This window comes from Novosphingobium sp. Sphag1I, assembly GCF_056279125.1.
Genome location: NZ_JBWBQS010000006.1, coordinates 157,072 through 182,050 on the forward strand (window position 1 = coordinate 157,072; position 24,979 = coordinate 182,050).

Annotated in this window: 20 protein-coding genes; 12 read left to right on the plus strand and 8 right to left on the minus strand. The window is 57.5% G+C overall.

Annotated features, from left to right (window positions below; all coding sequences use genetic code 11):
• Positions 1–48: 48 nt before the first annotated feature.
• Together ACZ9HU_RS09025 and ACZ9HU_RS09030 are read left to right on the plus strand one after the other, a co-directional pair.
• A complete protein-coding gene (locus ACZ9HU_RS09025) occupies positions 49–1,542 on the plus strand; it encodes an aldehyde dehydrogenase (NADP(+)) (protein WP_476104349.1) in 1,494 nt (497 codons plus the stop codon).
• A 144-nt stretch (positions 1,543–1,686) separates the two neighbouring features.
• Entirely contained in the window at positions 1,687–3,453 is a 1,767-nt protein-coding gene (locus ACZ9HU_RS09030; protein WP_476104350.1) for a putative bifunctional diguanylate cyclase/phosphodiesterase, read from the plus strand.
• On the opposite strand, the gene ACZ9HU_RS09035 is transcribed toward ACZ9HU_RS09030, so the two are convergent.
• The 8 genes from ACZ9HU_RS09035 to ACZ9HU_RS09070 all read right to left on the minus strand — a co-directional run bounded on the left by ACZ9HU_RS09035 (position 3,450) and on the right by ACZ9HU_RS09070 (position 13,153).
• Entirely contained in the window at positions 3,450–4,040 is a 591-nt protein-coding gene (locus ACZ9HU_RS09035; RefSeq protein WP_476104351.1) for a GNAT family N-acetyltransferase, read from the minus strand. The genes ACZ9HU_RS09030 and ACZ9HU_RS09035 overlap by 4 nt on opposite strands.
• Positions 4,037–5,776 (minus strand): aspartyl protease family protein, encoded by a 1,740-nt coding sequence (locus tag ACZ9HU_RS09040; protein ID WP_476104352.1) that lies wholly within the window; start codon positions 5,774–5,776, stop codon positions 4,037–4,039. Before ACZ9HU_RS09040 ends, ACZ9HU_RS09035 begins: the two co-directional genes overlap by 4 nt.
• Positions 5,777–5,881: 105 nt before the next feature.
• A complete protein-coding gene (locus ACZ9HU_RS09045; RefSeq protein ID WP_476104353.1) occupies positions 5,882–7,309 on the minus strand; it encodes a diguanylate cyclase domain-containing protein in 1,428 nt (475 codons plus the stop codon).
• Between the two features lie 408 nt (positions 7,310–7,717).
• Positions 7,718–9,091: a glycosyl transferase family 90 gene (locus ACZ9HU_RS09050; protein ID WP_476104355.1), complete on the minus strand. Its 1,374-nt coding sequence runs from the start codon at positions 9,089–9,091 to the stop codon at positions 7,718–7,720.
• A 61-nt stretch (positions 9,092–9,152) separates the two neighbouring features.
• The gene (locus ACZ9HU_RS09055; RefSeq protein ID WP_476104357.1) at positions 9,153–10,247 is read right to left on the minus strand and encodes a KpsE/RkpR family capsule polysaccharide export protein; all 1,095 of its coding nucleotides are present in this window, start codon (positions 10,245–10,247) and stop codon (positions 9,153–9,155) included.
• A 111-nt stretch (positions 10,248–10,358) separates the two neighbouring features.
• Entirely contained in the window at positions 10,359–11,195 is an 837-nt protein-coding gene (locus tag ACZ9HU_RS09060) for an ABC transporter permease (protein ID WP_476104359.1), read from the minus strand.
• Entirely contained in the window at positions 11,192–12,247 is a 1,056-nt protein-coding gene (locus tag ACZ9HU_RS09065; protein ID WP_476104360.1) for a hypothetical protein, read from the minus strand. Before ACZ9HU_RS09065 ends, ACZ9HU_RS09060 begins: the two co-directional genes overlap by 4 nt.
• Before the next feature lie 3 nt (positions 12,248–12,250).
• Positions 12,251–13,153 (minus strand): FkbM family methyltransferase, encoded by a 903-nt coding sequence (locus tag ACZ9HU_RS09070; RefSeq protein ID WP_476104362.1) that lies wholly within the window; start codon positions 13,151–13,153, stop codon positions 12,251–12,253.
• Positions 13,154–13,260: 107 nt separating this feature from the next.
• Here ACZ9HU_RS09070 and ACZ9HU_RS09075 point away from each other — a divergent pair, with 107 nt between their 5' ends.
• The 10 genes from ACZ9HU_RS09075 to rfbA all read left to right on the plus strand — a co-directional run bounded on the left by ACZ9HU_RS09075 (position 13,261) and on the right by rfbA (position 24,864).
• Positions 13,261–13,920 carry an ABC transporter ATP-binding protein gene (locus tag ACZ9HU_RS09075; RefSeq protein WP_476104363.1) on the plus strand — a complete coding sequence of 220 codons (660 nt, stop codon included), beginning with the start codon at positions 13,261–13,263 and terminating at the stop codon, positions 13,918–13,920.
• A 119-nt stretch (positions 13,921–14,039) separates the two neighbouring features.
• Complete coding sequence (locus ACZ9HU_RS09080; protein WP_476104365.1) at positions 14,040–14,822, plus strand: CDP-alcohol phosphatidyltransferase family protein; 783 nt, start codon at positions 14,040–14,042, stop codon at positions 14,820–14,822.
• 213 nt (positions 14,823–15,035) lie between these two features.
• Positions 15,036–16,145 (plus strand): polysaccharide biosynthesis/export family protein, encoded by a 1,110-nt coding sequence (locus ACZ9HU_RS09085; RefSeq protein WP_476104367.1) that lies wholly within the window; start codon positions 15,036–15,038, stop codon positions 16,143–16,145.
• Positions 16,146–16,159: 14 nt separating this feature from the next.
• The gene (locus tag ACZ9HU_RS09090) at positions 16,160–17,461 is read left to right on the plus strand and encodes a glycosyltransferase family 4 protein (RefSeq protein ID WP_476104369.1); all 1,302 of its coding nucleotides are present in this window, start codon (positions 16,160–16,162) and stop codon (positions 17,459–17,461) included.
• Positions 17,462–17,529: 68 nt separating this feature from the next.
• Positions 17,530–18,876 (plus strand): glycosyltransferase, encoded by a 1,347-nt coding sequence (locus tag ACZ9HU_RS09095; protein WP_476104371.1) that lies wholly within the window; start codon positions 17,530–17,532, stop codon positions 18,874–18,876.
• Entirely contained in the window at positions 18,873–21,041 is a 2,169-nt protein-coding gene (locus ACZ9HU_RS09100) for a glycosyltransferase family 4 protein (protein WP_476104372.1), read from the plus strand. The genes ACZ9HU_RS09095 and ACZ9HU_RS09100 overlap by 4 nt, the downstream gene beginning before the upstream one ends.
• 361 nt (positions 21,042–21,402) lie before the next feature.
• Positions 21,403–21,981 (plus strand): dTDP-4-dehydrorhamnose 3,5-epimerase, encoded by a 579-nt coding sequence (rfbC, locus tag ACZ9HU_RS09105; protein ID WP_476104374.1) that lies wholly within the window; start codon positions 21,403–21,405, stop codon positions 21,979–21,981.
• Positions 21,972–23,033 (plus strand): dTDP-glucose 4,6-dehydratase, encoded by a 1,062-nt coding sequence (gene rfbB / locus ACZ9HU_RS09110; RefSeq protein WP_476104376.1) that lies wholly within the window; start codon positions 21,972–21,974, stop codon positions 23,031–23,033. The genes rfbC and rfbB overlap by 10 nt, the downstream gene beginning before the upstream one ends.
• Positions 23,030–23,923 carry a dTDP-4-dehydrorhamnose reductase gene (gene rfbD, locus ACZ9HU_RS09115; RefSeq protein ID WP_476104378.1) on the plus strand — a complete coding sequence of 298 codons (894 nt, stop codon included), beginning with the start codon at positions 23,030–23,032 and terminating at the stop codon, positions 23,921–23,923. Before rfbB ends, rfbD begins: the two co-directional genes overlap by 4 nt.
• Positions 23,920–24,864, plus strand: a complete 945-nt coding sequence (rfbA, locus tag ACZ9HU_RS09120; protein ID WP_476104380.1) for a glucose-1-phosphate thymidylyltransferase RfbA — start codon at positions 23,920–23,922, stop codon at positions 24,862–24,864. The genes rfbD and rfbA overlap by 4 nt, the downstream gene beginning before the upstream one ends.
• Positions 24,865–24,979 lie beyond the last annotated feature (115 nt).

Sequence of the window (24,979 nt, forward strand, 5' to 3'; positions counted from 1 at the left end):
AACACTCCCGCCGGACGCGGGGATTTTCATGTGACAGGAATTCAAGACATGATCGACGGCAGTATTTTGATCGCGGGCGCCGCCCATCAGACCCAAACCCGCTTTTCCGCCATCGATGCGGCCAGTGGTCAGGCGTTCGGCCCGGATTTCAGCGTATCGACGCCCGACCATGTCGATGCCGCCTGCGCCGCAGCCCGCGCCGCCGCGCCCGCCTTTGCCCGCGATGCGGCGGCGCGTGCCGATTTGCTCGACGCAATTGCGGCGGAAATCCTTGCCCTTGGCGATGGGTTGATCGAAACGGCGATGCGCGAAACCGGCCTGCCCCGCCCCCGGCTGGAGGGTGAGCGGATGCGCACCGTCAACCAACTCCGCCTGTTCGCCGCCGAATTGCGCGGTTTTGGATGGCAGGATGAAGTGTTTGAACCGGCCGATTCGGCCCGCGTGCCCCCGCGCCCTTCGCTGCGGCGGATCAACCGGGCGGTGGGGCCAGTGGCGGTGTTTGGCGCGTCCAATTTCCCGCTGGCCTTTTCGGTGGCCGGGGGCGACACGGCCTCGGCGCTGGCGGCGGGCTGTCCGGTGGTGGTCAAGGGCCACTCGGCCCACCCCGGCACCGGCGAATATGTCGCGCGCGCCGTGACCAAGGCCGTGGCCGACAGCGGCTTTCCGGCGGGCATCTTTTCCTTCCTTCCCGGCAACAATCGCGCTCTGGGCACAGCGCTGGTGACCCATCCCGTGATCAAGGCGGTGGGCTTTACCGGCAGCCGCACCGGCGGCCTTGCCCTGATTTCTGCGGCGCAGGCCCGCCCCGAACCGATCCCGGTCTATGCCGAAATGAGCAGCATCAACCCGGTCCTCCTCCTGCCCGCCGCGATGGCTGCGCGGGGGGCCGATCTGGGCCGCGCCTATGCCGCCTCGCTCTCGATGGGATCGGGCCAATTCTGCACCAACCCCGGCCTGTTGCTGGCGGTAAAGGGGCCGGACCTCGACGCCTTCCTGTCCGCCGCCGCCGAGGCTTTGCAGACGGTGGCGCCGCAGGTCATGCTGTCCCCCGGCATCTGCCGCGCCTATCGCGAAGGCGTCACGGTGCTGGACGGCCATGCGGGCGTTACGACCGTGTTGCGTCAGGACGCGCCCGACAATCGCTGCGGCGCGGCGGTGTTTGCGGTGGATGCGCAAACCTTTCTGTCCGACCCGACCCTGCGCGAGGAAGTGTTTGGCGTGTCGGGCATGGTGGTGCGCTGCGCCTCGCCCGATGATTTCGCCACGGTTCTGCAATCGCTCGAAGGGCAATTGACCGCCAGCTTCCACGGCGATGAAGGCGACTGGCCGCTGGCGCAGGCCTTGGTTCCGTTGATGGCGGAAAAGGCCGGGCGGGTGATCGCCAATGAATGGCCCACCGGGGTCGAAGTGTCGCGCGCGATGGTGCATGGCGGGCCATTCCCGGCGACATCGGATGTGCGGACAACCTCGGTCGGCACGCTGGCCATGGCGCGGTTTCTGCGCCCGGTCTGTTTCCAGAACATGCCTTTTGCCATTGATTGATCCGGTCCGCCCTGCGCCCCGGACCAGCGCAGGGCGGATTTTGCCGCAATACGCAACATCACATGCGTAAATATCCCAGATAGACCATGCCCATCGCGCAAACCTCGACCCCGTATGATCGGTCAGAGGAAGGAAATGCAATCGATGGCATGGAGCAACAAACTGCTCGGTCGAGGCCGTGGGCTGAACAGCATACCGTGGCGGCTGGCGCTGGTGGCGCTGGTCTCGCTTGGCTTGCCTATCGTGGCTCTGTTCGTGGCCGGAATTGGCCCCGGCACCATGATGGCTGCTGGCGGTTTGCTGTTGCTGCCGGTGCTGGCCAATTATCTGGTGGGGCGCGTTTTATCGGCCAAGATCCTGTCCCTGCGCGACAGCACGATGGCGATTGTCGAGGGCGACATGTCGCGCCCCGTCACCACCAAAGGCCCCTGTGAAGTGGGCGAGTTGGCCGACAGTTTTCGTGAAATGGTGGCACGCCTCAACCACAATATGGTCCGTGTGAATATACTGGCCTATACCGACACGATTACCGGATTGCCCAACCGCACCGTGATTACCCACGTACTGGCATTGGCCCAACGCACCCAGAAGGCGGATTGTGCGGGGGCGATCATCTTCATCGATCTGGACGGGTTCAAGCGGATCAATGACACGCTGGGCCATGATGCGGGCGATGAATTGCTGCGTCAGGTGGCCGCGCGGATCATCGTGTGCGGTTTGCAATTGGGGCTGGAGGATCTGGAAACCTGCACCAATTCCTTTGGCGAATTGTGCGACACGTGCCCGACCCGCCCGATTCTTGCGCGTTTTGCCGCGGATGAATTCGTGCTGATGCTGCCCGGACGGCATGACACCGGTAAACTGGACGCGATGGCGCGGCAAATTCGCGCGGCTCTGGCCGACAGTTTCACCATATTCGATCATGAAATTTTCATCGGCGCCAGCATGGGTATCGCCCGCATACCCGAAGATGCCGAGACGCCCGACCAGTTGCTGGCCTATGCCGATATTGCCATGCATCGCGCCAAGGAAAGCGGCAAGGACACCCACGCTTTCTTCGACAGCGCACTGAAAGGCAAGGTCGAGGAACGCGCGCTGATCGAACGCGAATTGCACCATGCGATCGAGCGCGACACACTGGAATTGCATTATCAGCCAAAATTCGACGCCGGCACGCTGGCCGTGACCGGGGTGGAGGCATTGGCGCGTTGGGAATGTCCGGGCGTGGGCCGGGTGTCGCCCGAAATTTTTGTCGGTATTGCCGAACAATGCGGGTTGATGGTGCCGCTGGGCCATTCGATCCTGCGCATCGCCATTCGTCAGGCGCGGCAATGGCTGGATGAAGGGCGCCCCTTGCGCGTGGCGGTCAATGTATCGCCGGTGCAATTTGAACGGCCCGGCTTTGTCGAATCGGTGCTTTCCATGCTCGATGAATTCGGCCTGCCGCCGCAATGGCTCGAACTGGAAATCACCGAGAGCATTGCCATGACCGATTTTGACCGCACCCGCGAAAGGGTCGATGCCCTGCGTCAGGTCGGCATTTCGATTTCGATTGATGATTTCGGGGTCGGTTATTCCAACCTCTCGCAAATGGCACGGTTGAATTATGATGCGCTCAAGGTCGACAAATCATTGGTCGATTGCATCGGCGATCATGGCAAGACCGAATCCATGGTGACCGCGATCATCACCGTGTCCAAGATCCTTGGCCACAAGATCATCGCCGAAGGGATCGAGAGCGCCCAGCAGATGACCTATCTTCATGCGCGTGGTTGCCATGAATTTCAGGGCTTCTACCTCGCCCGGCCGATGGCGGCCAGAGAACTGGGCGAATGGCTGGACCAGCGCGCGCAAAACCCGGTGCAGGATATGCAGGGCAAGATCGAGGACCGGATGCAGTTGAGGGCCTAAACCAGCACCTTGTGCCAATATTGCAGCGGCTTGATGCTTTCCTCCGCCCCGCCATGCTCTTTCCACGCCAGATGGGTGATCAGATCGGGGATCGGCGCATAACCCCGCGCCCGCCAGAACCCGTCCAGAGGGCGATAATCCACCGGCCTTGCAGGGTGATCGGCGGGGCGCATCACGCTGGCAAAACAGGCCGTCTTGGCCCCACTGGCCACAGCTTGCGCCTCGCGGTGATTGAAGAATTCATGGCCTAGGCCGCGCCCACGATATTGGGGCAACAGCACGCTTTCCCCGAAATAGAACAAGGCGTCCGTGTCCATGCCCCGCGCCGCAAAGGGCGCGCGAAATTCCGCCTTTTGCGCGCGCATCGGGCTGGCCGTGGCCGCGCCGACAATGCGCCCGCCATCCATCGCGGCCACCAGAACCGCATCGGGCGCGGCCATGAATTCGCGCAGGTAATCGGCCTCATAGTCCCGATCACCGTCATAGAGATAGGGCCAGTGGGCAAAAACCGCGATGCGCAAAGCCGCCAGATCATCCATCGCCGCCCGGATTTCTTCCCCGGTCAGCGCGCGAATATGCAAACTCACGCCCCCTCCTTTAATCCATATCCCGCCAGCATGGCGGCCTCATGCGGGGCGTCCTTGGATGCCTTGGCAATCGCGGCTCGGCCTTCTTCGCCCCGGTTCATACCGATCAGGGCCAGCCCGCGCAGGATCTCATCGGTCGCCCCTTTTCGCATCGCCAACGCCTTGTCAAAATCACCCAGCGCCCCGGCATAATCCTTTTGCCGCAAACGGATCAGGCCGCGGCTGCCGACAAAATTGCGGGTTTCGCCGTCGCGGCGGATGGCGGCGTCGCAATCCTTGGCCCCTTTGTCCACATCCACATTGGCCAGCCCGCGCAGCCAGCAGCGCTCATTATACAGACGCCCAAGCATGTGATCCTCACGGTGCAGCGCGATCATATCGTCCAGCAAGGGAACGCCCTGCGCCGCCTGCCCCAGATCGGACAGTGTCGTGGCCAGCACCATATTGTCCAGATCACCCTTGGGCGCCAGTTTCGCCGCGCGCTGGGCCACGGCAAGCGCCTCCTTGGGTTCATCCGCGATCAGCCCGCGCGCCCATACCGCCATCAATTTGGGATCATCGGGCCGCAATTTCATCGCCTGCGCCCAATCCTTGCGCGACAGGTCTCGCTGATGGTTGCCGGCATAGGCCAGCGCCCGGTCGCGCCAGTAATCGGCATCATTGGGATTTTGCGCGATGGCGGCGGACAGATCCTCGATCGCCCCGGCATAGTCCCGCTGCGCCAGCCGCGCCGAACCGCGCCGCGCCAGTTCGGCGGCATCCTTTGGCGCTTCGACCTTGGCCGCGCCGCCCATATTCTGTTCGACCGTATTGAACTTGCCCGAGGCATGTTCGGTGCTGGTCGAAAAAATCGGGCCGCCATTATAGGTGATGTAAATCCGGCTCTGGCTGCGCGACACCAACAGGTGGTGCGAAAGGAAAAAGTCCATGCCGATGATGGCATCTTCGCTGTCCAGATCCTGATCGATCACCGAAATCGGCGTGTTCGCGATGGTTTCGCCGCCAATATCAAAGGTCTTGAGCCGTACCACCCAGCGGTTGCGCCCCTTGATGCCGATGCCATGGGCAACGCCATCCGCCTTGGCATCCGGCCCCGTCAGGTCAATGCCCGCCTTTTGCGCCGCCGCCCGCGACAACACCGTCCCCGGCGCCCCGGTGTCCAGCATTGCGCGCATTTTCACGCCATTGACGGTGATGGTGGTAAAGATGTGGCTGGGCATGGAAAACCCGCCATCCAGCAAGGGGCTGATCCCCAAAAAGCGGTCGCCCGCCCAATAGGCCAGATTGGCCTTGCCGCAACCCTTGGCGCTCATCAGGTTGATCTGGCCATGGGCAAGGTCGAATTCGGTGTCAAAGGGTTGGAACAGATTGGCCCCCAGAAACCCATTGCCCGCATCGCTGCCGCCCACCAGAAAATCCATGCGCGGGAATTTGTATCCGGCCAGCCCGACATCGGCGATGTGGGCGACCATGACATCGGCGCTGCCCCCGATGCCACTGACATGCAGGCCCTGTGGCGGCGGGTCGAGGCGTTGTTCAAGCTGGGCGGCGCGGGCGCGCGACATGAAGTGGAAGAAGGCGCCCGTATCGATCCACATATCGGCCTTCTGGCCCTTGATGGTGACGGGGACGCTGGCGCGCACGCCCTGCATCGTGACGGGCAATTTGGCGACCGGGCCATATTGGCATTCGGCTTGGGCGGCCCCGGCCCCAAAAGCCGCACCCGCGAAAGCCATCAACGCGCAAAACGAACGGCGCCAAATCTGGGGCAAATCCCTAACTCCTCATCCGATCCGAGGATGAGAGTGCCAGAATTTCAAGCAAGGTCAACCAGCTGACCTTTACCCCACCAGACGCAGGACCTGTCGTTTTACCGCGCCTGACCATTCGACAACACAGGTTCCGCGCTCGCTGTTCTTGGCGCTGTAAAGCGCGCGGTCGGCGCGTTGCAACAGGTCGTGGCGGCAATCGCCCTGCCCCTGCAATTCCACCGCGCCGATGGTGGCGGACACCACCACCCCATCCTCGCCCCGCCCCAGCGGAAAGCGCAAGACCCGCAGCAGATTTTCCGCCAGCCGGGGCAATTGCGCAATCATTGCCTGATCGGTGATAACCAGTGCGAATTCATCGCCCCCCAGCCGCGCCGCCAGACAATCGCCCAGCCATGGCGAGCGCAATTCGGTGGCGACCTTGCGCAGGATATCATCACCCGCCGCATGGCCGAACGTGTCATTCACCGCCTTGAAATTGTCCAGATCGATCAGGACCAGCGCCATGCGTTCGCCACGCAACTGGGCCTGGGCCACGCATTCATCGACATAGGTGACGAAACGATGGCGGCTGGCCACATGGGTCACTTCATCCACATTGGCCCGGCGGTCCAGTTCGACGAACAGTTCATGGCGTTCGGACACGTCCTGAAACACGCCGATCAGGCCGACCACGCGGCCATTTTCCAGTTCCGGTTCACCAATCGCCCGCACCCGCTTGGCCACGCCCCGCGCCGACACGAAATCCAATTCCAGATCATAAGAAGCGCCAGTGTTGATCGCGCGCTCGATCATCGCGGTGATACGTTCCCTGTCGGCGGGCGGGTAATAGGACAGCGCATCTTCGACCGGATATCCCTCGCCGGGGGGCTGATCGTGAATGTCATAGACGCCTTCGGACCAAGTCACGGTCTGTTGGCCAATATCCATCCGCCATGACCCCATGGATGCCATGCGCTCGGCCTGACGGAATTGGCGTTGCAGGCGCTGTTGATCGGCATAGAGGCGATTGATGCGCGATGTGTCCTCGGCCATGGCCATGCTGGACACCATGGATTGCAGGATCGCCTCGACCCCGCGGGCCAGACCGGACAGGCGTGCAACATCGGCATCGGTAAATTCACGCGGGCGCGTGTCGATCAGGCAAAAGGCGCCAATCCCTTTGGCGTCCAATTCCGGCCGAGCGCGGACGCGCAGCGGCACGCCGGCGTAGAAACGGATCCCCGGCTCCCCCGTCACCAGACCGTTGAAGCAGAAACGCGTATCCTCGCCCGCGTCATGGACCACCAGAGGGCTGTCCTGTGCCACGGCGTGGCGGCAAAAGGATTGTTCGATCGGCGTGCCTTCGGCATCCAGCCCGAAGCGGCCGACAAAAACCTGTCGGTTTCCGTCCAGCAGGCTGACCAAAGCAATGGGCACGTCAAACAGATCGGCCGCGATGGCCGCTAATTCGGACAACGCACTATCCCGCGTTTCCACCAATTGTCGGATATAAGGCATTCAGGCCCCTCCCAAGGGTGCGTCCAAGGATTGAACGATCTTGCCTAAAAATTCGTGAACATACCTTTGTTCCGACCCTAGGTCGCATTACCCTGATACATCGGCAATAACGTTTGCGAATTCAGCAAAATGGTTTCTTTTCAGACCATTGTGCATCAACACGATCCTGCCGTCGGACGATCTAACGGGCTTGATGATGTTCATGCGGGATAATCGGCACAAATCATCTGGCGCCATCTTCCATGGGCCAGTTTTTTGACAAAGTGGGGCAACCCATTGGAATACGAGCTCACACCTGTCGAATTGACCGACAGCATGGACTGGGGATGGCCAAATTTAGATCAGAATCTGCGGCATAAGATGTCCGCATCCAAATTTGGCACATTCAGGCCGAAGAACTGGATCAGATCATCGTGCCGCAACAAGCGTGAACACTTCCCATTCCCCAATCTCCAATCGATCGACAACGGTGTTTCGGCCGTCAGGCAAAGCGCACAGAAAGTGACCAGCGCGCTCCAGCGTCATTCGCCCTTCAAAGCGGTCCATATGGAAACCACGCAAGTGTTCAGTCCAACCTCGATTGTCATCGGATAGAATGATCGGTTCAGCCCAATTGTCATCAGGCATCATCTGCACGATTGCCCCGCCCTGATCGCGCCCCAGAATCGTGCCATGCACGGTTTTCAGCCACATCGGCTCTGGAAAGGCACTCCACCCCTTGATGGCCTCATTCCAGTTTCCGCGCCAACGATCTGCACCATTGTACACGTTGTGATGCACCAAGGCCTTCATGGGATCATAAGCAATCGGGGACGATACCCGCAGAATGTCCAAAGCCGCCTGCTTCATTTCCTGTTCGAAATGCATTTCAAGACTAAAGCGCCGGCCATTTTCCGCGATTTGGCGGGCCATATCATCGTGCGTACGGCACCATTCCACTTTTTCGGCAAGATCGCTCAGATCCTGTTTGACGGGCACATAGTGCGTCCAAGGTTGAATGCGGTTATGGAACCACTGCACCCAAGGACTTTCCACCTTTATCATGCAGCACCCCAGACGCAGACGCTGGATGAAGTTCCACGAGTTCGTATTGCCGTCAATATCAATCAGGTATTTGAAATGCGCCATGTCAGTGAGAGGCAGATAGGGCTTCGTCAGGCCTTCCGCCTCGAGACGTTGGGCAATATCGGCTTTTTCACCATCCGGACATTGCACCAGCGCCACGATGCCAGCATCCGCCTGATCGCCCAATGCTTGCAATCGCCGGCACAAATCATAGCGCGGCAGGCGTTCCAGCGTTTCCATCGAGAAGCCAACCTGGTGGATGCCCGCACCATGCACCACGCCGGTGGTTGAACCGCGCCACGCAACAGCATTTCGGCGCGAGGACCACGAAGGCAAATCGGCCCCTTCGCCCAGAAAGTCCTCGTAGCCCCGTTCCATGAAATAATAGAGATCGGGGACCAGCGTAATATTGTTCCACTCCGGTCGCTTTTCCCAGGTGACGCTGGGAATATCGCGCGGACAATCCTCTCCCTGAAAGATATAGCGCAGCGAAATATCGCTTCGGCCGTTCTGCGAACAGATCAGATACGGCGTGATATACTTACGATGGAGATAGGCGATGTACCGACTCAACCTGCTTTGCGGAAGCGAAAGAGAATGGTCGGACATAACCTGCATCGCGTGGTGCCCGGCCAGATCAAAGATCGTGACCACAGACAACCAGTTATCATCCCCCAAAAGCCCCAAGGATGCAGGATTGACTTTAACAGAATCCACGTAAAATCTCGCTTTAGCAAATGTTTATGCCGGCACACCACCCTGCGCCAACAAAAGTGCATTACATGCTGTGTTCCTTGACGCCGGCCCACAACAACCAGCCAATCCCGTAAAGGAAGAAAAGTCCGGCAAAAACAGAAATGATCATTTGCAAACGCTTTGGAAACTCCGCTTTGCCCGGCATATTGGGATCCACCACACGGATCAGATAAAGCTGCTTGCGACGAGCCTCGGCCTGCGCAGCCTGATAGCGCACCGCCGCCTCGGAATAGACCTTGGCGATCTCATCGCGCTGAATAACCAACTGCTCATAATCGGAAAGACGGCTCGCAACGGAATGGTCAGACCCGGCGATCTTGCTATCCTGCCCTGCCACTTGGGATTCCAGCGCACGAACCTGCCGCGCCAATGCCTGATATTGCGGACTGGCGGGGCTTACCACACCAGCCATTGCCTGCAACCGCGCGCGGGCATCCACCAGATTGGCCGTAAGGCTGGTCACCAGGTTCAACTGGGCGCGCCCCGTGCTTTCCGGATCGACGTCGGCATTATCGCGCCGATAGGACGTCAACTTGACTTGCACCTCTGCCAATTGCTCACGTGCCTGATTCATTTCACGCAAAGAAGAGGCGATATTGTCCCGATAAGTGCGCTCATTGATGGCATTGATCTGCCGCTCACCCAATTCCAACAAGCGTTGCGCCAAGTGGTAGGAATCCTCCGGGCGGAAGCTGTGGACGGTCAAATGGAGGACTCCACTGCTCTCATCGGCCTGCACGTCGATATGGCGTTGATAATAGTCCAGCAGGCGCTCGGGCGCCGGGCGCTCTGACCACAGGCGGCTGAATATGTCTGCTTCTGGCCGGCGAAAAATACCCACCAGATCGTCCTTGTTGGCCAGTTCCTTTACGGCGTTGTGCGACAAAAGGTACTCCTGAACCATCACGGCATCTGGCCCTGTCGCACTGCCGCCGATGCTAAAGCCCAGCATCTGTCCCATGCCCGAGGTCGAGGCGACACTGTCCGAGCGGCGAACAACGAAATTTGCACTGGATTCGTACTGATCAGCGGCAAAAATCGTATAATAGCCTGCCACCGCCAACGTCGGCAAAACGACAATCAGAAAGAATGCACGGTTTTTCTGCACAATGCTCAACAGCTGAGACAGCAGACTCCCCCCCCTGCTTCGCGTACCGATCTGGGCCTTGGGTTGAATAAGTCCGTGCACTAGCAGGCACTCCATTTCAAAAATAGCAAAGTCATGAGATCAAGGGACATGAATTTCCCGCCGGATACGGCGGATTTCGATCAATCCCCAGAAGGTCAAGAAGCAAATGACACCGACCACAAAATCGATATGCATCCATTTGTCAGATGCCTGCTGGAACTGGCCATAGCGGGCCATTTCAAAAATGCCCATCATTGGATTCCAGGCCATATAAGCGCGCGCGCCGGATGGAAGGAAGGACATTGAAAACATGGCCCCACTTAACGGTCCGGTGAAATAGGTAAGTGGATGGATCAGGCGCTCCACAAAGGCGCTGCGATAGGAATAGGCCGCAACAATCATGCTCACCGCAAACGAAAATGTTCCAATGAGCACCAGAGCGCCGATCACATAAATCGGCCGTGCGGGAAAAGTGGACAAGCCGAAGATGATTCCCAGCACCTGTAACAGGATCAGCGCAGAAACAGCCGCCAAAAAGTCCAGCGTCATCTGAGCGACAATTACATCAAGAGGTTGGATCATTCGGTGATAGAGCAGAGACTCTGACGAATGGAGAATACCATCCGACCTGGTCGTGGCCGAACGGAACACCATGAACAGACAATATCCCGTCAGGATAAATGTGAAAGGCGCAATGCCATGCGACTTTTCACCATGCGTGGCCAGCGTATGCAAAAGCGTAATAACCGAAGCAAGCATCAAGGGCTCGCCAATTACCCAAAGGTAACCGATGTTGTGACGGCCATAGCGCGACTGCAAATCACGCAGCAACAAAGCACGCACCACCGCCGCCTGAACCGCCAGCCCCTCCAACAGTTGGTCCAGCCAGGAACGCTGCCCACCTTTCGAAATTTGCGTTTCCGTGCCCAAAGTCACTGTCTCCGCACGATCAGGCAAAAGGCTGCTTTTCCTGAATCATCGATGGCCAAATCCTGCGCCTCAGCAAAAGCCAAAGGCGCGACCGAGTAGCCCATTCCGATCAGGCGGAACACCCACTTTTTGATTTCATTGCGGGCATACCCCACCGATACCAATGTATTTGCGTCATAACTTATGCAGACGACCCCCAGACCTCCAACCTTCAGCCTCGATAGCCAGCCATAGAGATCATCCCACCGCATCGCCCCATCAGGGCCACCGCCTACGGCATGAGGCCACAACAGAAAATCCGCAAATTCCTGGAGGCTTTCATCCGGCACCGCGTCACGAAGCGACAAGGCAAAGCGCTGCTGCGCCAAATATTCTACGGTCGCACCGTGGATCGGGCCTAACGCCCAACCGTCAAGGCCTGCTATATCCACACCATAACAGGGCAAAGCGGCCAGGCATACCGCCTCACGCCAGTCGAGCAGCTGTTCATCGGTCGCGCCCTGCCCTTGCAATTGGCGCCATGTACAATCTTGAGAAACCGGGCGATCCCGCAAAACCGCATCATAATGAATCAGGCCCGTTGCCGGGCCTGATTCAGGAGCACCGCTCGGTTGGGCCAATAAGGATCTGGGCGCCTCGATTTCGACGGCCTCTTCATCCGCAGGCTCGTCCAACAGAATTTCGACCTTCTCCACCGACAGGTTGGTCTGTTCGGAAAAGTAGCCATACAAGGCGTAATCGACACCCTTGATCGCCTGGAAAGGGAGATAGACCTCCAAATCCTGTCGACCGTCCACCTCCAAATCGATGCGGTTACCAGCCGCAAGGCTTGGCGGATAACCTGAATCAGGGCGAAATGCATGGACGCGCACCGTCAATTCACCCTGCGAAGATTGGGCCCCGATCAACTTTAGCGAATAAATGGCACGGCCCGGACGCACCGTTTCATACCGCGTATGAAAGCAATATTGCGGGTCTGGCGAAGGCTGCCCCCCGCCAAAGCCGCTGAGCTGGCTGGCATATTCAACGAAATATGAGAAGGGGTCTATTTGACGCACCGATCAACGCCTCAGGACAAGAATAATATCTTGGTGGGGGGGCATTTGCAGGATCTGTTCCAAAGTGATGTCGACAATCCCATCGACAGGATCAACACATGACAATGAAAAACCGGGCTTCGTCAATGCCCTGACAAATTCCGCCGGATCAGCGTACCGATCTGGCGTAAACTCCAGAAGCACAGTTTTCAGCATGCCATTGTCAAGCAGACCCTGAGCCCCGGCCCAGACGATCTGCTCTGCGCCTTCTACGTCAATTTTGGCAAATTCGATGTTCGCCCAATCTGCGCGGCCATCCAATCGGGCCAACGGAACACGGGCAGCGTCCAGGGGCAGGCTCGCGTCAATCGGCACAATATGACCGTTTTTGGGATCGCCGGGCGGGACAAGCAAAGCAACTTCACCAGAATTTTCCGACCCAAGTGCGACTTGGTGCAGCGCAATGCGGGAGGAAAAGCCGTTCATGGAAATGCTGCGGTTAAGCAGACAAGCCATGCGAGGGTTAGGTTCAAAGGCATGGACCATACCGGCATCGCCCACCAGATCGGCAAGCAACAAAGCATAATAGCCCAGATTGGCCCCGATATCGGCCACAACCATGCCGGGCCGGACCAGCGAAACAAGAGCCTCTGTGACCCACATTTCCCAATAACCATCGAGCATCAGATGCGGCGAAAGCCCGAAATCCTGACTATCGACATACATTTTATATCGACCCAGCACCCGACACAGGGCGGTATTGTCGCCAAGGTATGCACTGTGACATAGACTTCGTATCGTCGCCTCATTGAGGGTCCGAGCCTCGCGTTTGAGGTCTAACGCGGAAACCAAATCCGAAACATATTCAGGAGCTTTCCCCATACCGGCCTGATGCCCGGCAAGCTTACTGACGATTTTGCGCAACATTCGGATGCAACTACCTACTGGTCAACTTTTGCGCAATCTACTAATGGCTCGAGGAACGGATTCAAATCCAATGACCCAAGCCCCGGACGCGACGAGAGAATGCGATCATGATCAAATTTCACGACGTGTCAAAAATTTACCACGCAAGAGGGCTGACGCGCCGAGTATTTTCCGGCCTGACGTTTGATATAAAGCCGGGCCAAAGTCTAGCAATTTGCGGCGCTAACGGAGCCGGCAAATCGACCCTTCTTCGATTGATCGGCGGCGTAGAATTTCCAACCGCCGGCCATATTGAGCGACAGATGAAGACATCTTGGCCGATCGGATTTGGCAGCTGCTTTCAAGGCTCCATGACCGGCGCCGACAATGCCCGCTTCATCGCTCGCATTTACCGGCATGATGAGCAGGAAGTCCTCGATTACGTCGAGGATTTTGCCCGCCTTGGGGCATATCTCAATCAACCTGTCAGCACATATTCTTCGGGCATGATTTCGCGCCTGGCTTTTGGCGTTTCGCTTGCCATTGATTTTGATTGCTATCTCGTGGACGAGGTTGCCGCGGCAGGCGACGTGCGTTTTCGCAAGCGCTGTGAGGAAGAACTCATGTTACGGCGTGACCACAGCACGCTGATCATGACGTCGCACGATCCATATATGCTTGAACAGTACTGCACGCATGGCGCGGTGTTGTATCGAGGGGCGTTAACCTTCTATGACACGGTAACCGAAGCATGCGAGGTACATCACGCGTTGCAGATGAGACATTGATCTCGTACAGCGACAGAAGGTTTTTTCCGCTCCATCCATTTCGTTTTCAAGAGATTTACCCATATTTGCAAATACTTAAATAAAATTGGGTGAATATTCATTAGTACGGCGAAAATTTCATGAAGAATCCTGGCAAGCCGCAGGTAAATTCAGATTTTACAGCAACTTCTTCAACTGCATTACACACGACTGCAGATATTGAGCATACGCGTATAAATCTGGGCCTGCTGGCAAAGGCAGAACGCAAGGCATTACGCTGGTTGGTCATCCGCGTACCCGATAGCGTGCATCCGGATCATCTGACGCTTCTGGGGGTGCTGGGCGCGATCCTGACGATGATCGGCCTGATTGCGATGAATATCGCCTACTCTTTTGTCGTTTTCGCCATTCTGGGATTATTGCTGAATTGGCTCGGCGACTCTCTCGATGGAACCTTGGCACGCTATCGACAGATTGAACGCCCTCACATCGGCTATTTCATTGATCATTCCTGCGACCTCATTTCGCAGGTCTTCATCTTTGCAGGGCTTGGCCTTTCACCGCATTTCACCATTTTTTCAGCGGTTTTGGCATTATCGATGTACATGCTCATGAGTTCCTATACCTACCTCAAGGTAATGGTTATCAAAGAGCACAATCTTTCCTACGGAGGCATGGGCGCGACAGAGCTTCGGCTTGGCATCGCTTGTTGGGCGTTGCTGGAAATTGCCATTGGTCATCAATTGGTCGACACGAAATTTATGAAATATGCGCTGCTGGATGAAGTGATCTCCATCATGTGGGTTGCCATTTTCCTATGCTTCGTTTGGATGGTTAAGGTTGACCTGGCAAAGGCAAAGACGCTTTTCGACAAGGATCCCGGCACCGACTTTGACAATCTGGGGAGTCGCTTCAAACCCTAGATTTCCCCGAACTGCGCCTTCCTTCCATAGCAAATGCGCGACCCAAAAAATGATCCGTGTTTGAAAGGGCATCGCAATCGCAATCAAATCATTGTCCTCGCCCCCTCCCCCTCCATCGACAATTGGCAGACGCGGTCTATGAGCACCCCATCCACACGACCACTCTTTCGCATCCACTCCGTGCGACGGTCCTTGCAAACGGCCGCCGCAGCCTTGTCGGTCACGACCTTGTCCGCATGCGCCAGCCTTCCGACCAGCGGCCCAACGGTTAAGCAAGTGGTCAACGAGGCCAACGCCAACAAAGCAGCCCTTCCTTTCACCTTGAAGGTGTTGGACGCCCAGACCCTGGCGTCGATCCCCACGATCACCGATCCCGGCGTGCTTCGTTTGGCCGCGTTAAATGCCAATGCGGTTACAGAGCGTGCCGACCGAATTCGCCCAGGGGACAGTCTGAGCATTTCAATCTTCGAAATCGGGGTCAGCCTGTTCGGGCGCGGGGCCATGCCGGCAACAAGCGCTGGCGCGGCCCCGGCAACCTCGACCGCGGCATCGCAAAGTTTTGTATTTCAAGTCCGTGAGGACGGCTCGATCGATTTGCCATATATCGGGACGATCCATGTATCGGGCGACTATCCCGAGCGCGTGGCCGCGATAATTCGCGGTCGGCTTAAAAGCATGTCAGAACACCCGGAAGTCACGGTCAGCATCACCGAGACTTTGCGCAATGCGGTTTATTTGGAAGGCGCGGTACAAAAATCCGGCCGATACCGCCTGACCGCAGCGCACGAAAGGTTGCTTGATGCGATAGCCCTGGCGGGGGGGGGCAGCGTCGATCCCAATGAACTGGAGGTACGCGTACAGCGCGGTGATACAGTCGTATCCGCGCCGATGCATCTGATTAATGCCGGTTCGCCCGCCAATATCAATTTGATGCCCGGCGACCGGATCGAACTGGTGCGCACCCGGCGCAGCTTCACCGTTTTTGGCGCCAGCGACAAGATCAATCAGGTCTATTTCGAAACCAAGGACGTTACATTGGCCGAAGCCATTGCACGAGCTTCCGGCCCTTCTGATTATCGCGCCAACCCTCGCGGTGTATTTCTGTGTCGATATGAACTCAACCCTGACGGCAATCCAGTTCCGGTTGTTTACCAGCTTAACATGATGAAAATGGATTCCTATTTCCTCTCTCAACGGGTGGTGATGCGCGACAAGGATGTGATCCTTTTTGCCAATTCGTCCGGAAATATGACACAGAAATTCGTTAACCTGATTAGCAACCTGTTCAGCCCGGCCATGGCCGTCCGCTATGCAGCGCAATAAGTGGATTAGATAAAGTGCGTATCGGACTTGACGGCTTTAATCTTGCGATCCCCGATGGCACGGGTGTTGCCACTTATGGCGCCTCATTGGCCAAAGTGCTGATGAAAAGCGGACATTGCGTGGAAGGGATCTTTGGAATCGATCCTGGCAAGGCCAGCGATACCTATGAGTCCCTATTTTTTGAACGCTTTGGCCAAGGGGACAAACGCGCCCTTTCGCGCAAGCGGATCGCGCGGGCCTTTATCGGTTCCCCGTGGTCCGGCCCCAATTTAACCCAGGTGCCGTTGACGGATCACGTTGATCGACGCAGTTTCGGTACGCGCTGGCCCGATTTTTCGGCATTGTGGACCAGTCCGTTGCTATTCGAACTGGCGGCCGCCCGTTTTCTGACTTTCGGTCGGATCACGCAGATCAGCGTGCCCAATCCCCCCCCGGTCATGCATTGGACATACCCTGTTCCGGTCCGAATGGTCGGCAGCCGAAATATCTATACGCTGCACGATCTGGTGCCGCTGAAGCTGCCGCACACGACGCGCGACAACAAGGTTTACTATCGCAAACTGATCAAGGCGATTCTGAAGCAGGCCGATCATATTGCGACTGTATCCGAAGCCAGTCGCAATGACATTTTGTCAATGTTCGAAATCAGCCCTGAATCGGTTACCAATACTTATCAGTCGAGCCCTATTCCTGATACTGTTGCTAATTCCAGCGAGGCAGAGGATCACGCCATGATCCAAAGCCTATTTGGTTTACCACCTCGCGATTTCTATTTGTTTTTTGGCGCAGCCGACCCCAAAAAGAACCTTGGCCGGATTGTTGATGCCTATCTTGCATCGCAAACCCAAAAACCACTTGTCATCGTTTCATCGCGCGACTGGGGCATGTCCGAGGCGAGCGGCGCGTTGGGGCCCGATGGCACCGTTTATGGCCGTAGGCCCAATCAGCAAATCATGCAGTTGAAATATCTGCCCCGTGATTTGCTGTTCCGTCTGATCCGTTCAGCAAGGGCCGTGCTTTTCACCTCGCTTTACGAAGGGTTTGGCTTGCCAGCGTTGGAAGCAATTCAGTTGGGTACGCCTGTTGTGGGATCAACCACCAGCTCCGTTCCCGAAGTTGTGGGCGAAGGCGGGCTCCTGGTTGATCCATATAGCACTCGGGATATCGCATCAGCCATTCGGGCTATCGATGAAGATGACGAAATGGTTGCCAGGCTGGCTGCAGCAGGCCTAGCGCAGTCTCGCAAATTTTCCGATGACGCCTTCATTGCCAGGTTGCACGGTATTTATGACAAGTTGGGTTGCTCTGCTCTTTAAGTCAGATCCATGAAAAGCGATGAGAGATATCATTTTGTATCATTTGCGAATTTTTGGCTGACCAAGGCATGACACGCATTATCGCATATGACCTGTGTCGACTGTTCATTGGCCCGAATTTTTTGACGCCACGCGGAATTGACCGCGTGGATCTGGCTTTGGCCAGCCACATTTTCAGCGATCCGCAGACCCCGCACATGGGCGTTTTACCAACTCCCATGGGTGTGCGCGCATATCCCGCATCAGTGACGCGTCAACTCTTGGAGCATTTGCAAAATGTCTGGAATGAAAATCCAGACACAGATGGCGACCCAAAGCTGCAATGGCTTATCAAAGACATGACCGCATCATCTCCGCACGAAGATCAATCTGCCCATTCAGGGGCAGCAGGCTTAACGCGTCTGCACGGGGCGTGGCGCCATATCAAAATGCTTCGTCAGATCGGGATCAAGATTGGCGAAAATGCGGCCCGATCCATTCCAAAAGACGCGATCTACATGAATATCGGTCAGATCGGCCTGGCTGTGCCATCCTTTTTTGAATGGTTAACTCAACGACCGGATATCACATGCGCGATGATGGTTCATGACACGATCCCACTCGACCACCCGGAACTTGTCAAGCCTTCGTCTGTCGAAAACCATGCACGCATGTTGCAGACGGCGGCACGACACGCTGATTGCTTCCTTTTTGGCACCGCCTTTGCCAAAGCTTGCGTCGACGAGGTGGTCAAACAAAAGCATCGTCGGGTCGTTCCGGGAATGGTCCGACCACTGCCAATACCTTCAGCTTTTACGCAGGTTCGAGAGGCCTTGCCCGAATTGGCCGAAAAGCACTATTTCGTGGCGATATCATCGATCGAACCTCGCAAGAACTTTGGCCTGCTTTTGCGGGTCTGGTCGCGCTTGCTGGAGAAAATGGGCGAAAACACGCCTCATCTGGTGATTGTGGGGGCACCAAGTTTAAATGCCACCCACATTCTGGCTCCGTTGGTCGAGGTGCAGGGCCTGCGGCGGCGGGTCCATGCTGTTTCCGGCCTGTCCAGTCCATCGCTTGCACGTCTTGTCGCAGGCTGTGCGGCTTTGCTCAGCCCATCTCTGGCGGAAGGCTTCGGCCTACCACTTTTGGAAGGCATTGCCATGGGCGTCCCGACGATCGCGTCGGATATTACCGCGCATCGCGAAATCGCCCATGCTACTACGACGCTGCTGCCGCCAGATAATGTCGAAGCATGGGAAGCGGCAATACTGTCTGTCGCGCGGCGCCATACGATCGACATCCCGCCCGTGCCACAGCACATGACCGAAGCCGCATTCTGCCATGATATTCTGAAGTTTGTCGAAGCAGTTCCGCCCAAAGGCAAAGGTCTGTCCAAACTTGACGGCGCACCTATCAAATTGGAGATTTCAGCATGATCACGAGGGGCAGCTTTCCTAAAAGGATCAACTTGCTTGGGAAAAGGGCTCTAACGAGAGAGGCGGATCAACAACGCGACCAGCGCAACTGGAATCGTGCAGCAGAGCTTTATCAGGAATTTCTGGATTCCGTTGGCTACAATTTTCTCACGTTTGGCTATGTCGTCCAACTGGGCAACTGCCTGAAAGAGGCCGGGCGCCTTGAAGAAGCGCTTGCCGCCTATGATCAGGCCATAAGAATCAACAGCGACAATTCCGATCTGCACCTGCAACGAGGGCACTTATTCAAGCTTTTGGGCGATATGCCCGAAGCCGCCTGGTGCTATCAACAGGCCTATAATCTTGACCCAAAAAATGAGCACGCGCGGCACGAGATCGAGGCGAGCGGTGCGCTTGCTGTGGCTGGCATTGAACTGCCGGCGGGCGGTGCCGGGCTTCACACCATCTGGTTCGATGTCACGGATTTCATTGATTACGCCCGCCACAATGTCAGCTTGAGCGGCATCCAGCGCGTTTGCGGCAATCTCATGCTCAGCGTGCAAGAGGCGCGGATCAAGGGCTATCGCATCGTCCCGGTTTTGCCGGAATATGATACGGGCCGGATTTTTTCAGTAAGCTACAACACATTTATCGAACTGGTCGAATTGTTTCATGCCACGCATGTCAATCGCGACGAAATTCTTCGCAACGTCGGCAATGTTGAACGGTCAAAATCGCTAGCCAGCCCATCTGCGGGGGATATTTTTGTCATTGCCGGCGCGTTCTGGATCATAAATCGCTATGATCGAGTGGCCGAACTTCGCCGGAACGGCATGAAATTTGGCCTATTTATTCATGACCTTATCCAGATCCGCAACAAAGACTATGTGATGCCGGATGCGGTCGACCGCTTCAACATTCAGCTTTCCGATGCTTTGGAACTTTGCGATTTCGTCCTGACCAATTCGGCCTATGTGCGCGATGACGTCAAGCTCTATCTTGAACAGACGAAACATCTTAACATTCCGGTCAAGGAAGTGCTTCTTCCAACCGAACTGAATATCGTTGAGCTTCAAAATTCCGCAGCAGAATTGAGCGACCCCAAGCTGAATTTCGTTATCGAAAACGACTATGTATTGGTCGTTTCCACCATAGAAATTCGTAAAAATCACAAGCTCTTGATCCAGGTTTGGGAAGAGCTTCGCAAAGAAATGGGTGACAAGGTCCCCTATTTGGTTTTTGTCGGCAAATGGGGTTGGCAGATCGACACCCTGCACGCCTACATCGATAATCAAGGCTATGAGGACGATTGGCTGTTCATCTTCAACGGCATTTCCGACGTGATGATGGAAACGCTCTACAAACGGGCGATGTTCACGGTCTATCCCAGCTTTGCTGAAGGTTTTGGCCTGCCGATTGGCGAAAGCCTGGCCTATGGCAAACCTTGCCTTGCCTCGAACACGACGGCCATGCCCGAGGTTGGTCGCGAATTTGTACGGTATTTTGACCCATTCGACTGGCAAACCGCGCTCGAAGCCATTAGGCGTCCCATTGTTGACCGCGCCGACCTGCAAGCATGGCAGGACAGTATCGCCAATTCGTTCAAGCCCAAAAGCTGGCGCGACTTTTGCGACGAATTTTACCAATCGGCGATTGAATGTGCCGTGGCCTCTTCCGATGATCCCGACCATGCTCTCCCGCTTCTCCCCGCTCGCCAGGTCATCACCGGCGGCGATCACGATATCCTCGTCTCGGCAGCCGAAGATCGCCCCATCATCACATTCCGCGCGGCCCGTGCACGCAACTGGCACGGTTGTGAACACTGGGGAGTGTGGACTTCTGACCGTCGCGCCGAAATTGCGTTCCGAACCGATCTGCCGGAAGGTTCGCAGGCCGAGATCTTCCTGCGCCTGCACCGCCCCAGCACGAGTGATCCAGACCCATGCGCGATTGTCGATGGCGGCGCAGGATCGACCACGGTGACGCTGACACAGCATCCGACCTACTATCGTTTTCTGGGCGCCGTCGGCCCCAACGGGACCATTCACATCAGCCTTCTGGCACGGGGCAAGTTCACCCCGCATGACCCGCGCAAGATCTATATTGGCTGGAGCGGCCTTGCCTACTGCGCCAGCGGTAACACTGCAGATCTGCAAGAAACGATCCTTCGTCTCATTCCTCGTTGACCCTGTCTCCCGGTTGACACCTTGGTTCCATATTTTTCGGAAGGGGCATAACTCGCCCCTTCCGCCAAGGGTCCGAGCCGCACGGTTGGGATGCACCAGGCGATAGCGTGCTCCCCACAGCGGCATAACTTGTTCCCCAAAGCCTCCGGCAAAACCCGTGCCGTCCACAGCGCAGGCTTGATGAAGTCGCGTCATTACCGTTCCGCCACAATGTATCAATTTTCGATCAAATCAGCCGCCAACACCTCTGGATCAGCGCCAGATCGATCACGATAACATCGATTTTGCATTCAGTTCGCCAAGACAGGCCATTGGGAAACTGGCATCGCCATCGTCGGCACTTGCAGAGCGACGACGGACGATGGAATTCAGAAAATTCGACATTGCCGGCCCGGTTGAAATCATCCCCAAAAAGCTGGGCGATGAACGTGGTTACTTTGCCGAGGTTTTCCGCGAAGACCTGTTTTCGCAGGCCGCTGGCACGGTAAGCTTTGTTCAGGAAAACCAGTCGCTGTCGGCCCGCGTGGGCACGATCCGGGGCCTGCATTTCCAATCCAACCCCATGGCGCAGGGCAAATTGGTGCGATGCGCGGCCGGCGCCATTCTGGATGTGGCGGTCGATATCCGCCATGGTTCGTCCACCTTTGGCCGATGGATCGCGGTCGAACTGACGCCCGAAAAATGCAACCAATTGTGGGTGCCGACCGGCTTTGCCCATGGGTTCTGCACGCTCAAACCCGACACCATCGTCGCCTATAAGGTGACGCAATATTACAGCCCCGACCATGACAAGGGCGTGATGTGGAACGACCCCGCCATTGGCGTTGCATGGCCCGACCTGGCCGATCCGGCCACTCTTTCGGGCAAGGACAAGGTGCAGCCGCTGCTGGCCGACCTGCCCCCCTATTTCAGCGATAAAGGACTGGTCGGATGCGCGTAATCGTCACGGGCGGGGCGGGCTTCATTGGGTCGGCGCTGGTGCGTCATCTGGTGCTGGAACGCGGGTTTGATGTGCTGACCATCGATGCGCTGACCTATGCGGGCAATCTGGGCTCGCTGCGCGCGGTGGAGGGGCGCGGCAACCACCGCTTCCTGCACGCCGATATTCGCGATGGCGGCGCCATGGCCCGCGCCATCGCCGATTTCCGGCCCGACCGCATCATGCACCTGGCCGCGGAAAGCCATGTGGACCGTTCGATCACGGGCGCGGCGGATTTCATCCTGACCAATGTGGTGGGCACCTTCACCCTGCTGGAGGCGGCCCGCACCTATTGGAACGGGCTGACGGACGCGGCCAAGGCGGCGTTTCGCTTTCTCCACGTTTCCACGGACGAGGTTTATGGCAGCCTCGACCATGATCCGGGCGCGCTGTTTCAGGAAACCACGCCCTATGATCCCTCCTCGCCCTATTCGGCGTCCAAGGCGGCCAGCGATCATCTGGCCAAGGCATGGCACCGCACCTATGGCTTGCCGGTGGTGGTGTCCAATTGCTCGAACAATTACGGGCCTTATCATTTCCCGGAAAAGCTGATCCCGCTCACCATCCTCAACGCGCTGGCGGGGCGGGAATTGCCGGTTTACGGCGCGGGCGAAAATATCCGCGACTGGCTCTATGTCGAAGATCACGCGCGGGCGCTCGACCTCATCATCGAACGGGGCAGGCCGGGGGAAACCTATAATGTCGGCGGGCGCAATGAACGCCGCAACATCGACGTTGTGCGCCGCATTTGTCAGGTTCTTGACCGACTGGTGCCGGGTGACGCCCCGCGTGACGGGCTGATCCGTTTCGTCACCGACCGGCCCGGCCATGATGCGCGCTATGCCATTGACGCGACAAAGCTGGAAAATGAATTGGGATGGCGCGCGCAGGAAAATTTCGACAGCGGCATTGAAAAGACCGTCCAATGGTATCTGGACAATGCATGGTGGTGGCAACCGCTGCGCAAGGATTATGATGGCGAACGGTTGGGATTGCTGGAGAAATCTGCGTGAGGATCGCGGTGACAGGCAAGACCGGGCAGGTCGTGACATCCCTGATCGAGCGCGCGGGCAAAGGCGTGACGATCATCCCGCTGGGCCGGCCGGAGATGGATCTGGCCAATCAGGCGACAATTGCCCCGGCATTGGCGGCGGCACGGGCGGATGTTGTCGTGTCGGCGGCGGCCTATACCGCGGTTGATCGCGCCGAAAGCGAGGCCGAGGCCGCCTTTGCCATCAATGCCACGGGCGCGGGCGCTGTGGCTGCGGCGGCCAGCGCGTTGGGCCTGCCGCTGATCCATATTTCCACCGATTATGTCTTTGATGGATCCAAATCGGAGGCATATTGGGAAAGTGATCCGGTCGCCCCGCTGGGCGTTTATGGCGCGTCAAAGCTGGCCGGGGAACAGGCGGTGATAAAGGCCGCGCCTGACGCCGTAATCCTGCGCACGGCATGGGTCTACAGCCCGTTTGGCGCGAATTTCGTCAAAACCATGCTGCGCCTTGCCGAAACGCGTGAGGAACTGGGCGTGGTCGCCGATCAGATCGGCAATCCGACCAGCGCGCTCGACATTGCCGATGCCGTACTGGCGATGGCACAGCGACTTTGTCGCGAACCGGCGCAGGCGCCCCGCGGCACCTTTCACATGACCGGCGGGGGCGAGGCGAGCTGGGCCGATCTGGCCGAAGCCATCTTTGCCATCAGCGCCGAATGCGGCGGCCCGTCAGCCCGTGTGCGCCGGATCAGCACCGCCGATTATCCCACCCCGGCGGCGCGGCCCGCCAATTCACGGATGGACGCAACGCGCCTCCACCAATCCTACGGACTGCGCCTGCCCGATTGGCGCGCGTCGATCGTCACCACCGTCACTCGCTTGGTCAAGCAGAAGGAAGCACTGGCATGAAGGGTATCATTCTGGCCGGGGGCAGCGGCACGCGCCTGTATCCGATGACGCTCTCGCTGTCGAAACAGTTGATGCCGGTCTATGACAAGCCGATGATCTATTATCCGCTGACCACGCTGATGCTGGCCGGGATTCGGGACATTTTGATCATCACCACGCCCCATGATGCGCCCGCGTTTCAGCATTTGCTGGGCGACGGGGCGCAATGGGGCCTGTCGCTGACCTATGCGGTCCAGCCGGAACCCAAAGGGTTGGCGCAGGCTTATACGATTGGTGCCGATTTCGTGGCGGGCGGGCCGTCGTGTCTGGTTTTGGGCGACAATATCTTTTTCGGCCACGGTTTACCCGATCAAATGCGCCGGGTGCGTCAGACATTGGATGGCGCAGCGGTCTTTGCCTATCACGTGGCCGACCCGGAACGCTATGGCGTGGTCGAATTCGATGAACACCGCCGCGCCATTTCCATCGAGGAAAAGCCCGTTGCGCCCAAATCGAACTGGGCGGTGACGGGGCTGTATTTCTATGACGCTGATGTGGTCGATATTGCCGCCAATCTGCGCCCTTCCCCACGTGGAGAGCTGGAGATCACCGACATCAACCGCGCCTATCTGGAACGTGGGCAATTGAGCGTAATGGAAATGGGGCGCGGTTATGCCTGGCTTGACACCGGCACACCCGACAGCCTTTTGGAAGCGGCCGAATTCGTCGCCACGCTGGAACGACGCCAAGGCATGAAGATCGCCTGTCCGGAAGAAATCGCATGGCACATGGGCTTTATCGACGACACCGGTCTTGAACGCGCCACAACCCGGCTGGGCAAGGGCAATTACGCCACGTATCTGCACCAATTGCTCAAGGCTAAACGGCAATATTTGACGACGGAATCCCGCGATATTGCGGGAAGGCGCCAACATAAAAGGTCGATGGCCAATGTAGCATAAGGGTAAGATCACTTGGGCATTCTGGCCGCGATTGTCTTGCGCACATCGTTCTGGGCCTTGCGCCCTTTCTCATAAGCCTATCAGCAGCATTCGTTTTTTCGCGTTCTTGGGCGCG

What these genes read in the sequence shown, in the direction of transcription:
- ACZ9HU_RS09025 (WP_476104349.1), top strand. Translation starts at nt 49, where the DNA reads ATGATCGACGGCAGTATTTTGATCGCGGGCGCCGCCCATCAGACCCAA.
- ACZ9HU_RS09030 (WP_476104350.1), top strand. Translation starts at nt 1,687, where the DNA reads ATGGCATGGAGCAACAAACTGCTCGGTCGAGGCCGTGGGCTGAACAGC.
- ACZ9HU_RS09040 (WP_476104352.1), bottom strand. Translation starts at nt 5,776, where the DNA reads ATGGCTTTCGCGGGTGCGGCTTTTGGGGCCGGGGCCGCCCAAGCCGAA.
- ACZ9HU_RS09045 (WP_476104353.1), bottom strand. Translation starts at nt 7,309, where the DNA reads ATGCCTTATATCCGACAATTGGTGGAAACGCGGGATAGTGCGTTGTCC.
- ACZ9HU_RS09070 (WP_476104362.1), bottom strand. Translation starts at nt 13,153, where the DNA reads ATGTTGCGCAAAATCGTCAGTAAGCTTGCCGGGCATCAGGCCGGTATG.
- ACZ9HU_RS09075 (WP_476104363.1), top strand. Translation starts at nt 13,261, where the DNA reads ATGATCAAATTTCACGACGTGTCAAAAATTTACCACGCAAGAGGGCTG.
- ACZ9HU_RS09080 (WP_476104365.1), top strand. Translation starts at nt 14,040, where the DNA reads ATGAAGAATCCTGGCAAGCCGCAGGTAAATTCAGATTTTACAGCAACT.
- ACZ9HU_RS09095 (WP_476104371.1), top strand. Translation starts at nt 17,530, where the DNA reads ATGACACGCATTATCGCATATGACCTGTGTCGACTGTTCATTGGCCCG.
- ACZ9HU_RS09100 (WP_476104372.1), top strand. Translation starts at nt 18,873, where the DNA reads ATGATCACGAGGGGCAGCTTTCCTAAAAGGATCAACTTGCTTGGGAAA.
- rfbC (WP_476104374.1), top strand. Translation starts at nt 21,403, where the DNA reads ATGGAATTCAGAAAATTCGACATTGCCGGCCCGGTTGAAATCATCCCC.
- rfbB (WP_476104376.1), top strand. Translation starts at nt 21,972, where the DNA reads ATGCGCGTAATCGTCACGGGCGGGGCGGGCTTCATTGGGTCGGCGCTG.
- rfbA (WP_476104380.1), top strand. Translation starts at nt 23,920, where the DNA reads ATGAAGGGTATCATTCTGGCCGGGGGCAGCGGCACGCGCCTGTATCCG.